A 13,775-nucleotide genomic window follows, 5' to 3' on the forward strand; every position below is an offset into this window, starting at 1 on the left:
TCTTGTTCTATTCCGCGTATTTCTCAAATAGGACAATCACTCCGTCCCACTGTCCTTCCTATCCTCTTGATCCTGTATGTAGTCTTGGACTAAGGAAGGAATCTCTTCTTTTTTATAACCCAGGGCTTCAATTTCTTCAAGAAATCTATTTAAGGTCTTTTGGCCCATTTCTTTTTTGAAGCGGCGGATCATCCTCCGGTCTTCCACAATAAAAGTACCTTTACCCCGAAGGGTTTGTGTTATACCTTCATTTTCCATCTCTCGATAGGCCCGCTGTACCGTATTGGGGTTTACTTTAATTTCTTGAGCTAACTCTCTTTGAGAAGGAATTTTTTCTCCCGGTTCTACATCCTTTCGAATCAGTTTTTTCTTAAATTCCTCCACAATTTGTTCATAGATCGGCCTTGAGTGATGAAATTCCATAAACTCACCTCCAAGAGAATTAGTGCACTAATTAAACAGTACACTGCTAATATAAACCATCTTGCCCCTACTGTCAATCATTTATATCTATTTTTTATACCCAGGTACATTAATTTTCTTTGGAATTCCCTCATTTTACTTTCTCCATGTTAAAACCCCGGAAATTCATTGCTTCCGGGGTTTATCACTTGCCTTTTATTTCTTGGGAGCTTCCTCAAATATCCTTAATCCATCCAAACCTTCTCAATTTCCTGTTCATTGTCTCCAGGGGTGTTTTCCAGGTATTCTCCTTCCTGAAATTCAAAATGTCCCGATGTGTAAGGTTCCCCTTCAATGGTAAGCTTAACCTCGCCGACCCTAAAATATTCGCCCACAGTCCTTACCACACTGGATAAAATCATGCTTTCAAGAGTCGTCCCTGCATTCATTTCGGTTACAAATTCCTCGGAGAAATCGATATGACCCACAAAATCTTCCCGATTTAAACGAATAAAGTTGATGCTTGTGTTTTCACTCATTAGCCCTACATATTCATCGGAATCTTCCCTTGGGGACCGGCGGAAATACTGTTCAAAAATATCTTCAATCTCCACGTTGGTTGCCAAAGGGATCGCTTCTTCAAAGTATACTAAACGGTCTTCATTAAATTCCGGATAGAAAAACGTTACCTCTTCCACTACCTGGTAGTCCTCATCAACATCCACCAACTCCGTATAAATTTCCGTTTCGTCGGCTTCGAATAGGGTTTTTACTTTCCCGTAGTCTTTTCCATAGTAAACGGTGAAGGTGCTGTCCTCTTCATAAGTGGTTACTTCAATTACTTCAAATTCTCCCGCAGGGGTTGCGAGTATCATCCCCACATTTGTGATCTCTCTAAGGACACCTTCCCTAACCTCCCACTGAGTTCCGATTTCAATCGGGTCCATAATGAGAATTTCCGCATCCTCCACCTCCAGTAAGTCCAGATTATAGAAACTCTCTCTTCGGTAAGACTCACCTTTTTGAAAAACCGAATACACTTTTCCATCATCGTGATGAATAACTTCCAACAAAGTCGTACCTCCGGTTTGTCGTCGGATTTGTGCCCGGTTTTCATAAACATAATCAAAATGGATTTTCTCTTCTACATACTCACTGCCTGCTCCGTCATAATGAAGTCGTACATTCTGCAAAAACGGATAGAAATCATAACTGCTTAATGCTTCTTCAGCGTTTTCTCCTGCATTTTCAGCGTTTTCTCCTGCATTTTCATCGCTTTCGTCTTCATCACCGTTTTCTTCCTCTTCACCATTTGGAGGAGTTACCACTCCGTTATCTTCCCCGTTGTTCGTGCAGCAACCTACTAAAATCAAAACAAAAATAAGAAAAATAATCATTCCTGATAATCCTAATTTTTTCATATTCCCACTCCTTCATACTTTCCCTGTATGCCTTCTTTTCCAGTAACCCTTCTATCGCTGTTATATTTATAAAATCCACTGGATAACAGTTTATACCCTCGTTCCAGCTATTTATATTTATACCCACTTTCTATTCTTTCTACCGGATCTGGCCCTTCGCAAAAAATTATTTGTTAGATCTTTACACTTTGGGTATGAAATAAATACTGTTAGAAATTCTATTTTAAAAAATTTATGAAGGAGCGTGAAAGAATGAGTAACCATGAGAAAATGGTTTTAACAGGGAATCAGGGCATCGCCCGAGGCTTCTATGAAGCCGGCGGACTTTTAGCGGCGAGCTACCCGGGATCCCCCACCGTGGAAATTTTAGATAGCATTAAAGACTACGAGGAAGTTTATGCCGAGTTTTCCACCAGCGAGAAGGTAGCCTTCGAGGTGGCCATCGGCGGTTCCTTTGCCGGTGTACGGTCCATGGCTTCCATGAAGCATGTCGGTGTGAACATTGCCGCCGACCCGTTGATGAGCTTTACACAAACCAAAACCAACGGAGGCTTTGTCCTCCTAACCGGAGAGGATCCGGGCATGGCCAGCTCCCAAAACGAGCAGGATAACCGGATTTTAGGGAAATTTGCCAATATGGGTATTGTGGCCCCGGGGGATTCCCAGGAAGCCATCGATTATACCAAGGCCGCCTTTGATCTTAGCGAAGAATATCACTTACCCATGATGGTAAACATCACTTCCCGGGTATGCCACAGTCGAACCCCCGTGGTTTTAGGCGAACGAAAAGAAGTGGAACCCCGAGTCTTTGAAAAAGACGTGGAACGATACTGTATGATCCCACCCCATACCCATCCTCTCCAACATTCCATGAAAGATCGGATCGATAAGCTGAAGGAGTTTGCTTACGACTCCGAATTGAACACTTTTGAGGAAGGGGAAGATAAGGATACCTTAATCGTCACCTCCGGTCTTCTCTATCATAATTTAAAAGAACTGGATCTTAATCTCAGCATCTACAAACTGGGGATGGTTTATCCCCTTTCACCAAAGAGACTTCAGGAATTATCCCAAAAGTTTAAACGGATTATCGTCATTGAAGAGTTGATGCCGGTGATCGAAACGGAAATCAAAATGATGGGTATTGAATGCGAAGGGAAGAAATACTTCTCCTTTACGGGAGAGCTGCACACGGAAGATATTGAAGAGGGATTGAAAAAAGCAGGGGTTATCACCGAGCGCACTACTACGGATCGTGCCCCGGTAGACAGTGTGAAAAGAACGCCTTTGTTCTGTGCAGGCTGTCCCCACCGACCGATATTCGATATTTTAAAAAAGCTTCGCAAACGGGTCATCGGCGATATCGGCTGTTACTCCATGGCCATGTTTGAGCCCTTCCAGGCCTCGGACTCCATCATCAGCATGGGGGCCACCGTAGGCATTACCAAGGGGATGACCAAGGCCAATGCCTTAACCGGAAAATCCGAACCCCTGGTTTCCGTAATCGGAGACGGTACCATGTTCCACTCGGGACTGCCGGGCTTCGTAAACCTGCTGCACCAGGAAAATGAAACTGATAATATGACCTTTATCGTACTGGATAATCGAACCACGGCCATGACCGGAGGACAAGCCACCGCAGCCTCAGGAAACTACACCTCCGCCGATGATATGCATGTGGACATTAAAACTTTCATCCAGGCCATAGGCCACGAAAACGTGGTGGAAGTGGATCAATTTGATTACGAAGCCACGAAAAAAGTGATTACTGAAGAAACCAATAAACCGGGGATCTCCTTTATTATTGCCAAGCGACCCTGCGCCCTGAAATTCAAAATTCAGGAAAACACCTTCTATGTGAATCCCAATGTTTGTATCGGTTGTCGAAACTGCATAAAAACCAACTGCCCGCCGATCCGAATGAAAAAATATCACAACATCGATAAACTGAAATCTTCCATTGATCCTTCTATGTGCGCAGGCTGCAGTGTTTGTGCCCAGGTTTGCCCGGTGGATGCCATTCAGCCCAAGGGACAACATCCGGATCACAGCAAAAAAGGCAGCGCAAAATACAAGCGTCAGGAATACCAGAAGATGAAGCTGAACAATGAGGATCAAAACGAGGATCCGAAATAAAGACTTTTCGAGAAAATTCTCATTAAATTTCAAGGAGGGAAACTATGGAGACGAAAAATATTATGCTAGGCGGTGTCGGAGGGCAAGGCCTCGTACTAACCACGGATGTCATCTGCAAGGCTGCATTAAAGGCCGGATATGATGTAAAAAGCAATGACGTTATCGGCCTGGCCCAGCGTGGGGGAATGGTTTGGGGCTCTGTTCGAATCGGTAAAAAAGTGCACTCCCCCAATATTCCAGTGGGAAAAACGGACATTTTATTAGGATTAGAACCCCTGGAAGGACAACGTTGGGAGCATCTTCTAAATGAAAATACCAAAGTGATCGTCAATACGAAGGAAATCTATCCTACCCCTAGCCTGTTAGAGAAGGTGGCCTATCCCAGTGAGGAAATCAGCGAATTTTTTCAACGCTACGAGCACTATCTTTCCGACTTTAGCGCTGATGCCGGAAAATTAGGGAATCGCAAGGCCGCCAATACGGTTCTCCTTGGGGTAATGGCCCAATTTTTACCGATTCCCGTGGACATCTGGAAAGAAACCCTTCGGGAAAATGTTCCGGAAAAAGCCATCGAGGTCAACATGAAAGCCTTTGATTACGGATACGAAAACTTCAAACCAAAGTCCTAACAATCGAAACCCCTTATAAGGGTTACAATTTCATAAACACAACCTCCTATGATTGACATTTCTGAAATTTTCTATTACACTGTAAAATAATATATCTTAGGAGGTTGTTTTATTTTGAAAAAAAGCATATTATGGCTATTGCCAATTTTGTTTATTGCCTTACTCAGCTTTAGTGGCTGCGAAGACGAAATGGAAACCGGAAGTGAGGATAACCCGGTTGATGAACAGGAAAACGGCATCGACCCGGATTATGACACAGAAAAGGTTTTGGTAAGAGTAAATGGTGATGAGATTACCCAGGGAGATTTTGATACCTACATTCTTCAATTAAAGCACCAATACGAGGAACAACAGGGCCTTGACCTGGACGACCCCCAACACGGTGATATTGCCGAGGAGCTGAAGATCCGGGCAATGAACGACCTGATTGAACAACGAGCCCTGGTACAACGCTCCGAGGAGCTGGACCTAACCGTTCCCTCTTCTTTTGTAGATCAACAGATTCAGGGAATCATCCAGCAACAGGGCAGTGAAGAGGAATTTGAATCCTTTCTGGAAAACCGGGAGCTTACCCGGGAGGATTTGGAAGTTCTCATTGAAGAGGATCAATTAATAACCGCAGTCTATGAGCAGGAGTTGGATTTAAATAACATCAGCTATGACGAAGAGGAACTCGACGCCCTTTACGATCGCTTCGTCAAGCAACGGGAAGACATGGGCCGTGAGCCCGAGTCCTTCGAAGAGGTTGAGGATGAACTGGCCCAGTCCCTTATTCAGCGCCGCCGCCAGGAAGTACAACGGAATTACGTCGAGAACTTAATCGATAACAGTGACATAGAATATTTTTTCAATTAGACCTGACTAGCCCTTTAAAGACATTTTCATACGTCTTTAAAGGGTTTTTTGCGGTTGGGACTTTTTCCCGTGAGAATTGACTTTTGTCACATTCTGTACTAAACTATTAACGTATGAAATTTTGTCTATTCGATCGATGATAATAATATAGGAGGTTTTATTTTGACAAAAAAGAGAATTATGCTTTTCGGTATCGCGGTTTTAAGCATCTTTTTACTGACTGCATGTGGTAATGGCGACGATAACGGTGATAACGGAACCGCAGAAGAAAACGGATCCCAGGAAGAAGCCCCCGGGGATATGGAGGGACCGGAGGCCTTGGATCTCGAAGATTTCGATGCCGATGAAGCCCTATTGGTCATCAACGGTGAAGAAATCACCCGGGAAGAATTTGAGGCCCAGTTTGAAAGAACGAAACAAATGGTGGCACAGCAATATGGTATTGATCTGGATGCTGATGAAAATGCCATGCTCCTTCCGGAACTGCAACATCAAACCATTGAAAACATAATCGGTCAACGGGTGCTCACCCAGGAAGCGGAGAACCAGGGAATGGAAGTAACCGATGAGGAAATTGATGAAAACATCGGCATGCTCGTTCAACAATTCGGCGGGGAAGAGGGTTTTCAGGAAGCTCTTGAAGCGGACAACCTAACGGAAGAGGATCTTGAGCAAATGGTTTATGAAGAACTCTTGATTTCCCAGCTGTTTGAAACCGAACTGAACTTCGACGACATTGAAGTTACCGATGAAGAAATTGAAGCCTTCTATGCCCAGTATGAAATGGCTCAGGAGCAGCAAGGAGAAGAAGTTCTCCCACTAGAAGAAATCGAAGAGCAACTCATCGCCCAGTTGCAACAGCAAAAAGCTCAGGAACAACAACAGGCCTATGTGGCTGAATTAATGGATGAAAGCGACATTGAGCGGCTGTACTAAACACCCTCGCCACAGCACCGACTGCACATCCATAAAATAGCTACGGCTTACCAATAAAACCCGCCCCATGTTACTTTTGTCTCTTCGACAGAAATATCATGGGAAGGGGTTTTCTTTTTACTGCCCTTTATCCGAAGGAAAATTCGCTGTAAATTCTGTCCCTTCCCCTTCTTTACTTTTTACCTCAATATGACCGTTTAACGACCTTACCGCGTGCTTTACGATGGCAAGCCCCAGGCCGGTTCCCCCAACCTTACGGGAGCGGCCCTTATCCACCCGGTAAAAACGTTCGAAAATCCTATCTACATCCGCTTTTGGAATACCCAGTCCGTTATCTTTAACCCTTAGATAAACTCTGCCCTTTTGTGTATAAGCTTTAAGCTCAATTTCCCCGGATTCCGGGGTGTATTTCACCCCGTTATCCAAGAGATTTATCAGCATCTGCTTAAACCAATCATCCTTGCCTTGGATCTTCGGAAGATCCTCTTCCACCTCCACAGAAATTTGAATATTTTTTGCTGTTGCAATGGGCCGGATGATATCCAGAGAACTTTCAATTGCGGTTTGTACATCTATGGATGCTTCTTTATCGGACTTACCATGGCTTTCAATTTCAGCTAAGGTAAGAATATCGTTGATCAACCGGGTCAGTCTTTCCGCTTCGATTTCAATGATTCCTAAGAACCGCTGTCGTTGTTCTTCTTCTTCCACCTCACCGCTTTTCAAGGTTTCCACAAACCCTTTTATGGAGGTCAAGGGGGTTTTCAGTTCATGGGATACATTGGCCACAAAGTCGGAACGCATGGTTTCCAGCTTTTTCATCTCTGTGAGATCCTCAATGGAGGCGACGATTCCCAGGCTCCGATTAGGATCCTTAGGCACCCGGATCAGACTGGTATTCACTTTTAAATGCCGTTTGCTCGGATACTTTAACTCCCATTCCATTTGGGTTTCCCGGTTCTGATCAAAAATCTCCTCTACCCGCTCTTCTAAGGTATGATCCCGAACCACTTCCAAAATATGCTTTCCATATACCGCTTCTCCTTTGGTCTCAAACAGCGTCTCCGCCGCCGGGTTAAAGAGGATGATCTCTTTCTTGGGATTTACCGCAATTATGGGATTGGTAATACTGGTAAGTAGCGCCTGGAGTTTAACGTTTTGATCCTCCATTTCTTCAAAGGAATGCTTCAGTTGTACCCGCATTTCATTAAAGGTCTCGGAAAGTTCTCCCAGCTCATCATTACTGCTTACCTCCAATGACCGGTTTAAGTTTCCTTTGGCAATTTCCCGGGAGGTTTCCTTCAACTTTTTCACCGGCTCGAGAAATTTATTAATAAAACGATAGCCTAAAATCGAAGCCAGTATTACCCCGGCACCGATGGATATGAGTACATAAGTAAGCATCTGTTGGTTGATTGCCTGAATTTCCGAAAGGGATAGAGACAGTCGAACCACTTGTATGCTCCCGTCGCTCAAATATCTGGGGATTGCCACGTAGAGCAACTCTTCATTCACGGATTCGCTAACCCGAACAGAACGACCAACCTGCCCCTGTAGAGATTCCTGTATCTCCTCCCGGTTTAAATGGTTTTCGAACCCATCTTCCCCCATGGCCGTATCCGCCAACACCCGGCCATTTTCATTCACAATGGTTATTCTTGCATCCAACACCTCGCCGATGGACAGCACTCTTCTTTGTAGCGTCTCTTCATCTACCTCCTCCAGAAGAAATCCTTCCACCAGCTTTGCATTATCCAACAGACGATTTTCCACCTCTTCAATATACCGGCTTCGAATAAAACTCATGGGTAACAGTCCCGCAAGAAGGGTTCCCGTTAATAAAACTACCAGCAAGAGTAGGGTCAGTTTTTTCTTCATGCCCTTCCCCCTTCTTCCCGAAGCATTTGATATCCGATCCCTCGTTTTGTTAAAATATAGGGATGTGCCTCCTCCTCCCCGATTTTCATACGGAGGTGCCGAATATGAACGTCTACGGTCCGACTCTCTCCAAAATACTCGTAGCCCCATATTTTATCCAACAAGAAATTTCTGGATAAGACTTTTCCCTGATGCTCCATCAACAACTTTAACAGATCGAATTCCTTAGCGGTCAGCGGAAGGACCTCTCCGTTTTTACGAACCTCCCGGCTCTCAAGATCCAGGGTCAGATCCCGGATATGATACTGATTTTTCCCGTCCCCTTTATGATCGCCGCTTCGGCGAAGTACGGCCTTGATCCTAGCTTGCAGTTCCCGGACGTTAAAGGGCTTGGGCAAATAGTCGTCGGCTCCGACCTCCAGGCCCAGGATTCGATCAGAGTCTTCGCTTTTTGCGGTGAGCATAATAATGGGAAGATGCATCAGCTCTTCTTGATTCCGGATCTTATTGCATACCTGAATACCGTCCATTCCAGGAAGCATCAAATCCAGAATCATCAAGTCCACCTTTTCCCTGTTTAATCTTTCAAGGGCTTCTTCTCCGCTCCCCGCAGTGATTACCTTATACTCCTTTTCCAAATTAAAGGAAATCAGCTCCAGAATATGATCTTCATCATCAACAATCAGTATCCTCTTTGCCATAACCGGCCTTCCTCCTTTGTAAAAAAAGCCGGGCCTTTGCCCAGCTTTATTGTAGTTTTTTCTGATACCTTTTATGGCTATTATACCATTTTACGGCTTCCTCTGTTCAATATCTTCCGTTGTTTCTAATTAATCTTCATCCGTTCCCCTGTGACCATGTAAATAATCCGCTCGCCGATATTTGTTGCATGGTCTGCGGTACGCTCTAAATACCTTCCGATAAACAATAGCTGGGTGGCCTGTTTAATTATATCGGGGTTCTCCAACATCATCTCAATAAGTTCTAAATAAATGGCTTCATAAAGATCGTCCACCTGGTCATCATAGTGATCCAGCTCCTTGGCCAAGTCGATATCCTCATGCATAAAAGCGTCCAGGGATTTATTGACCATATCCTCGGTGAGCCGGGCCATTTTGGGAATATCAATCAGGGCCTTGATCAGTTTATCCTCTCCGATTTCCAGGGTAACCTTGGCAATATTCACTGCATGGTCCCCCATCCGCTCAAGGTCCGTGATGATTTTTAAAATCGTGCCGATGGTTCGAAGATCTCGGGCAATGGGCTGCTGCAGGGCAATTAAGTTCATACACTGATGCTCGATTTCCAGTTCTAAGGCATCAATGTCATCGTCCAGCTCAAACACGGACCTTGCCCGATTCAAATCCTGTTTCGCCAAGGATTGTACCGATACCTCAATGATATTTTGCACCATGGATCCCATCTTTAACAGTTTTATATTTAATGATTTTAATTCCTCTTGAAATTGGCTTCGCAATTTATCCACCTCTTTTATAAAATTTATAACACTTTTATACCCTAATCCTTCTGCCCCTACCGGATATTCATAGGTTCTTTCCCTGGTTACCCCTATTTCAAATTTCTTGCATCTTTCATTTTTTTTAACCGAATCGTCCCGTTACATAATCCTCGGTTCGTTGATCCTCGGGGGTGGTAAAGATTTTATTCGTATCCCCCTGTTCAATCAGCTCTCCCATTAAGAAGAAGCTGGTTTTATCGGATATCCGTGCGGCCTGGTGCATGGAATGGGTTACAATCACAATAGTATAGTCTTTTTTTAATTGGGTAATCAACTCTTCAATCCGATTGGTGGCAATGGGATCCAGGGCGGAGGTGGGCTCGTCCATTAACAATACCTGGGGTTTCATGGCCAGAGCCCGGGCAATGCATAATCGTTGCTGTTGCCCTCCGGAAAGCCCCAGAGCGGATTTATGAAGACGGTCCTTCACCTCTTCCCATAGGGCTGCTTCCTTTAAGCTTTCCTCCACAATTTGATCCAAATCTTTTCTATTTTTCACACCGCTTCTCTTAGGACCGTAGGCCACATTTTCGTAAATGGATTTGGGAAAAGGATTGGGTTTTTGAAACACCATACCGATTTTTCTCCGGAGGGCCACCACGTCCAAGTCCGGATCATAAATTTGTCTTCCCTCAAAGGTTACCTCTCCTTTGGTGGTTACGCCGCTGATCAAATCATTCATTCGATTAAGAGTTCGAAGAAAGGTGGACTTTCCGCAACCGGAGGGACCGATTAAGGCACTGACCCTGTTTTTTTCAATTCCGGTGTCAATATTTTTCAGGGCTTGAAAATCTCCGTAATACAGATTTAAATCTTTCACCTCGATAATGGCATTCGAATTTCTTACATCCGACATATTAACTCCTCCTTTGAAATCTATTCCATATGATTCATTTGTTTAAATTTTAATCGTATGACAGTGGCGATAGCGAAAAACACGCCCACCACACCCAGTAACACCAAGGCGGTTCCGTATTTTATGGATTCCGGCATACCCGGAACCTGGGTGGATACAATATACAGATGATAGGGAAGGGCCATGGCCTGGTCAAAAATAGAACCGGGCAGTCTCGGAATGAAAAACGCCGCTACTGTAAGGAGTATGGGGGCGGTTTCCCCGGCGGCTCTTCCGATTCCCAGTACGCTTCCTGTCATAATCCCGGGAATAGCCTGGGGCAATACCACCCGGGCAATGGTTTCCCACTTCGAGGCCCCCAGGGCTAAGGAAGCTTCCCGGTAACTGTCGGGTACGCTTTTAATCGCCTCTTCCGATGTGGTGATGATGATCGGTAAGATCAAACAGGCCAAGGTTAAGGAACCGGCTAAAATAGAGGATCCGAACCCGAGAAAGAACACAAAGAGGCCGAGGCCGAACAGGCCGTACACCACGGAGGGCACCCCCGCCAGATTTAACACCGCAATTCGAATAATTCTTGTGAGTCTTCCCTGTTTTGCGTATTCCGTAAGATAGATGGCGGCGCCCACTCCCAGGGGCAATGAAAAAACAATAGTCCCCGTTACAAGATAGAGGGTTCCCACAATCGCAGGGAAAATCCCTCCTTCCGTCATCCCCATAGAAGGCATCTCCGTTAAAAAACTCCAGTTCACGGTACCAATTCCCTTTACAACGATAAATCCGATGATTAGCAAGGTGGGAATAACGACGGCCAACATACAAAGGGTAAACAGACCGAACATCAGCTTTTCTCGGATCTTTTTTTGCCGATCCCCTTTCATTTCCATATCTTTAACCCTATTTTCCATTTATTTTCCCTCCCTTTGAGCCCGGTGTAAAACCCACTCTGAAATGGTATTAATCACGCTGGTCATAATAAGAAGCACCACACCGATGGCAAAGAGCGCATTATAATGGGTACCGTTTCGTACGGTGTCCCCCATTTCCGCGGCAATCGTCGCCGTTAAGGTCCTTCCTGATTCCAGATAGGTGGATGGAATCTGCACCGCATTACCCATGACCATCATTACCGCCATGGTTTCCCCGATGGCTCGTCCGACGCCCAGCATAACCGCTGCAATAATCCCTGAAGAGGCCGCGGGAAGGAGGACATTTTTAATGGTCTCCCACTTTGAGGCTCCCAGGGCCAGGGAGGCTTCCCGGTATTCTTTCGGCAAGGCCCTTATGGCGTCATCGGATACGCTGATAATTGTAGGCAGTGCCATTAAGGCGATTACAATGGATCCCGTAAGCACCGTAAATCCTGAAGATAAATTGAAACTGATTCGAACCCAGTTCGATAGTACCACAATCCCTAAAAAACCCAGTACTACCGAGGGTATTGCGGATAAAAATTCTATAATCAGCTTAAACACCGTCTTGGTTTTGGGCGGTGCCACTTCCGCTATGAAAATGGCACTGCCAATTCCTATGGGGACGGAGATTAAGATTGCTCCCACCGTTACCATAAGGGACCCTGCAATCATGGGAAGGATCCCAAATCTTGGATTCGTGGCATTAGGATACCACTCTCTGCCAAAAAGAAACTGTCCCACACTAATATCATCAAACAAACGGATCCCTGTTTGAATCAAAAACACAAAAATCAGTCCCATAATCAGAAGAGCGGTGACACCTAATACAAATATAATCTTTTCGATCAAAAACTCCCGAATTCGATTTTTATAACTTTTGGTTAAGTTCCAGGAGCTGTTTTCAAGTTTTTCCCGGGGATTGATCCCTTCTCCTCCCTGGGGCTTTACAATTGCCAGGATACTATCAAACATTGTTTTCACTGAGTAACACCTCACATTTCAGTATTTCTTCCAATAAACTTTTTCAATCCCTCTCAACGATCCCCATCGTTTTTAAAATATATTTCCCCCCTGCCTCAGCCTTTACTTCTTTTCTTCAAGGCCTTTGGCAGAGGGTTGATCATGAATTTTTAAATGTTTACTATTAATCCCGGATTACTGTACCGGTACAAAGCCGATGTCTTCCACAATTTGTTGTCCCTGTTCGCTCATGACAAAGTCCATAAACAGCTTTACCACGCCTTCCGGTTCTCCGTCGGTGTATAAAAACAAGGGTCTTGCCACGGGATAATCTCCTGCAATAACATTTTCCATACTGGGATAGGCTGCTTCTGCACTTTCTTCCCCTGCGATGGACACCCCTTTGATGCCGTCATCATCAAGATAGGCCAGTCCAATATATCCGATGCCCTTTTCATCTTGAATAACCCCTTCAACAATGGCTTGGGTCGAGGGCATCAAATTGGCAAAAGAGGCATAGTCTTCGTCTTCTAACACAAACTCTCTAAAAAACACATAGGTTCCGGAGTTGGACTCCCGAGAGTACAAAGTAATTTCAGCGTCTTCCCCTCCAAAATCACTCCAGTTTCTTTTTTCTCCGGTGAAAATCGCTTTCAGATCCGCCATGGTCAGTTCCTCCACAGGGTTGTCGGGATGCACCGCAATGGCAATTCCGTCTCTTCCCGTTATGTGTTCCACCACTTCCACATCGTTATCCGACGCCTGATCAATTTCATCCTCCCGGATCGCTCTTGAAGAAAGGGCAATATCTATGGTTCCGTTGATCATCGCTGCAATTCCCGTCCCCGATCCCCCACCGGTTACGGACATACTGGCTTCCGAGTATTCATTCATAAATTCTTCCGCCCATCGCTGTCCCAAATTTACCATAGTGTCGGAACCTCTTGCTTCGATCATTCTTGAAAAATCCATATCGCTGTTTTCTTCATTGTCGCCGCTATCTTCGTTGTTTCCGTCTTCCACATGGTTTCCTCCGTTGTCCGATGCCTCTTCGTTCTCTTCTCCACATCCGAATAGTACTAAGGATCCGAATAAAATAAGTGCCAATACCAGAACTGCTTTTTTCACTGTGAATTCCTCCTTTGATTTTATCCTGCTTTAATGTTGTATTCTTGCTTACAAGCTTAGTATAGATTCTTTCAAGGCCTCTATGGTTAAGGAAGTGTTAAAGAAATGTTAAGTAACTGTTAAGGTTTTATTTTCTCAAAA

General features: G+C 44.8%; 13 protein-coding genes. 4 read left to right on the forward strand and 9 right to left on the reverse strand.

What is annotated here, in order from left to right; translation table 11 throughout:
* Positions 1-36: 36 nt before the first annotated feature.
* Positions 37-423 carry a GntR family transcriptional regulator gene (locus tag ISALK_RS05575; RefSeq protein ID WP_160720003.1) on the reverse strand — a complete coding sequence of 129 codons (387 nt, stop codon included), beginning with the start codon at positions 421-423 and terminating at the stop codon, positions 37-39.
* 224 nt (positions 424-647) lie between these two features.
* Positions 648-1,823, reverse strand: a complete 1,176-nt coding sequence (locus tag ISALK_RS05580) for a GerMN domain-containing protein (RefSeq protein ID WP_160720004.1) — start codon at positions 1,821-1,823, stop codon at positions 648-650.
* A gap of 252 nt (positions 1,824-2,075) precedes the next feature.
* On the opposite strand from ISALK_RS05580, the gene ISALK_RS05585 reads away from it, so the two are divergent.
* The 4 genes from ISALK_RS05585 to ISALK_RS05600 all read left to right on the forward strand — a co-directional run bounded on the left by ISALK_RS05585 (position 2,076) and on the right by ISALK_RS05600 (position 6,379).
* Complete coding sequence (locus ISALK_RS05585; protein ID WP_160720005.1) at positions 2,076-3,959, forward strand: thiamine pyrophosphate-dependent enzyme; 1,884 nt, start codon at positions 2,076-2,078, stop codon at positions 3,957-3,959.
* Positions 3,960-4,003: 44 nt separating this feature from the next.
* Positions 4,004-4,588: an indolepyruvate oxidoreductase subunit beta gene (locus ISALK_RS05590; RefSeq protein ID WP_160720006.1), complete on the forward strand. Its 585-nt coding sequence runs from the start codon at positions 4,004-4,006 to the stop codon at positions 4,586-4,588.
* Between the two features lie 114 nt (positions 4,589-4,702).
* Complete coding sequence (locus ISALK_RS05595; protein ID WP_160720007.1) at positions 4,703-5,443, forward strand: SurA N-terminal domain-containing protein; 741 nt, start codon at positions 4,703-4,705, stop codon at positions 5,441-5,443.
* Between the two features lie 162 nt (positions 5,444-5,605).
* Positions 5,606-6,379: a SurA N-terminal domain-containing protein gene (locus ISALK_RS05600; protein WP_160720009.1), complete on the forward strand. Its 774-nt coding sequence runs from the start codon at positions 5,606-5,608 to the stop codon at positions 6,377-6,379.
* Positions 6,380-6,496: 117 nt separating this feature from the next.
* Here the strand turns inward: ISALK_RS05600 and pnpS are convergent, their stop codons facing one another.
* The 7 genes from pnpS to ISALK_RS05635 all read right to left on the reverse strand — a co-directional run bounded on the left by pnpS (position 6,497) and on the right by ISALK_RS05635 (position 13,634).
* Positions 6,497-8,257, reverse strand: coding sequence for a two-component system histidine kinase PnpS (gene pnpS, locus ISALK_RS05605; protein ID WP_160720011.1), 1,761 nt, complete (start codon positions 8,255-8,257; stop codon positions 6,497-6,499).
* Complete coding sequence (locus tag ISALK_RS05610; RefSeq protein ID WP_160720013.1) at positions 8,254-8,958, reverse strand: response regulator transcription factor; 705 nt, start codon at positions 8,956-8,958, stop codon at positions 8,254-8,256. Before ISALK_RS05610 ends, pnpS begins: the two co-directional genes overlap by 4 nt.
* A 125-nt stretch (positions 8,959-9,083) precedes the next feature.
* Positions 9,084-9,743 carry a phosphate signaling complex protein PhoU gene (gene phoU, locus ISALK_RS05615; protein WP_371723595.1) on the reverse strand — a complete coding sequence of 220 codons (660 nt, stop codon included), beginning with the start codon at positions 9,741-9,743 and terminating at the stop codon, positions 9,084-9,086.
* A gap of 115 nt (positions 9,744-9,858) precedes the next feature.
* Positions 9,859-10,632: a phosphate ABC transporter ATP-binding protein PstB gene (gene pstB, locus ISALK_RS05620; RefSeq protein ID WP_160720017.1), complete on the reverse strand. Its 774-nt coding sequence runs from the start codon at positions 10,630-10,632 to the stop codon at positions 9,859-9,861.
* Positions 10,633-10,652: 20 nt separating this feature from the next.
* Positions 10,653-11,540 carry a phosphate ABC transporter permease PstA gene (gene pstA, locus ISALK_RS05625; protein ID WP_236660278.1) on the reverse strand — a complete coding sequence of 296 codons (888 nt, stop codon included), beginning with the start codon at positions 11,538-11,540 and terminating at the stop codon, positions 10,653-10,655.
* Entirely contained in the window at positions 11,541-12,518 is a 978-nt protein-coding gene (pstC, locus tag ISALK_RS05630; protein WP_160720268.1) for a phosphate ABC transporter permease subunit PstC, read from the reverse strand.
* 183 nt (positions 12,519-12,701) lie between these two features.
* Entirely contained in the window at positions 12,702-13,634 is a 933-nt protein-coding gene (locus ISALK_RS05635; protein WP_160720019.1) for a phosphate ABC transporter substrate-binding protein, read from the reverse strand.
* Positions 13,635-13,775 lie beyond the last annotated feature (141 nt).

Source organism: Isachenkonia alkalipeptolytica (genome assembly GCF_009910325.1).
In the GTDB taxonomy this organism is placed as follows: domain Bacteria; phylum Bacillota; class Clostridia; order Peptostreptococcales; family T1SED10-28; genus Isachenkonia; species Isachenkonia alkalipeptolytica.

Bases quoted from the DNA above. Each gene is read 5' to 3' on its own strand.
- ISALK_RS05580 (WP_160720004.1), bottom strand. From the start codon at position 1,823: ATGAAAAAATTAGGATTATCAGGAATGATTATTTTTCTTATTTTTGTT.
- pstB (WP_160720017.1), bottom strand. From the start codon at position 10,632: ATGTCGGATGTAAGAAATTCGAATGCCATTATCGAGGTGAAAGATTTA.
- ISALK_RS05590 (WP_160720006.1), top strand. From the start codon at position 4,004: ATGGAGACGAAAAATATTATGCTAGGCGGTGTCGGAGGGCAAGGCCTC.
- ISALK_RS05585 (WP_160720005.1), top strand. From the start codon at position 2,076: ATGAGTAACCATGAGAAAATGGTTTTAACAGGGAATCAGGGCATCGCC.
- pnpS (WP_160720011.1), bottom strand. From the start codon at position 8,257: ATGAAGAAAAAACTGACCCTACTCTTGCTGGTAGTTTTATTAACGGGA.
- pstC (WP_160720268.1), bottom strand. From the start codon at position 12,518: ATGTTTGATAGTATCCTGGCAATTGTAAAGCCCCAGGGAGGAGAAGGG.
- pstA (WP_236660278.1), bottom strand. From the start codon at position 11,540: ATGGAAAATAGGGTTAAAGATATGGAAATGAAAGGGGATCGGCAAAAA.
- ISALK_RS05575 (WP_160720003.1), bottom strand. From the start codon at position 423: ATGGAATTTCATCACTCAAGGCCGATCTATGAACAAATTGTGGAGGAA.
- ISALK_RS05610 (WP_160720013.1), bottom strand. From the start codon at position 8,958: ATGGCAAAGAGGATACTGATTGTTGATGATGAAGATCATATTCTGGAG.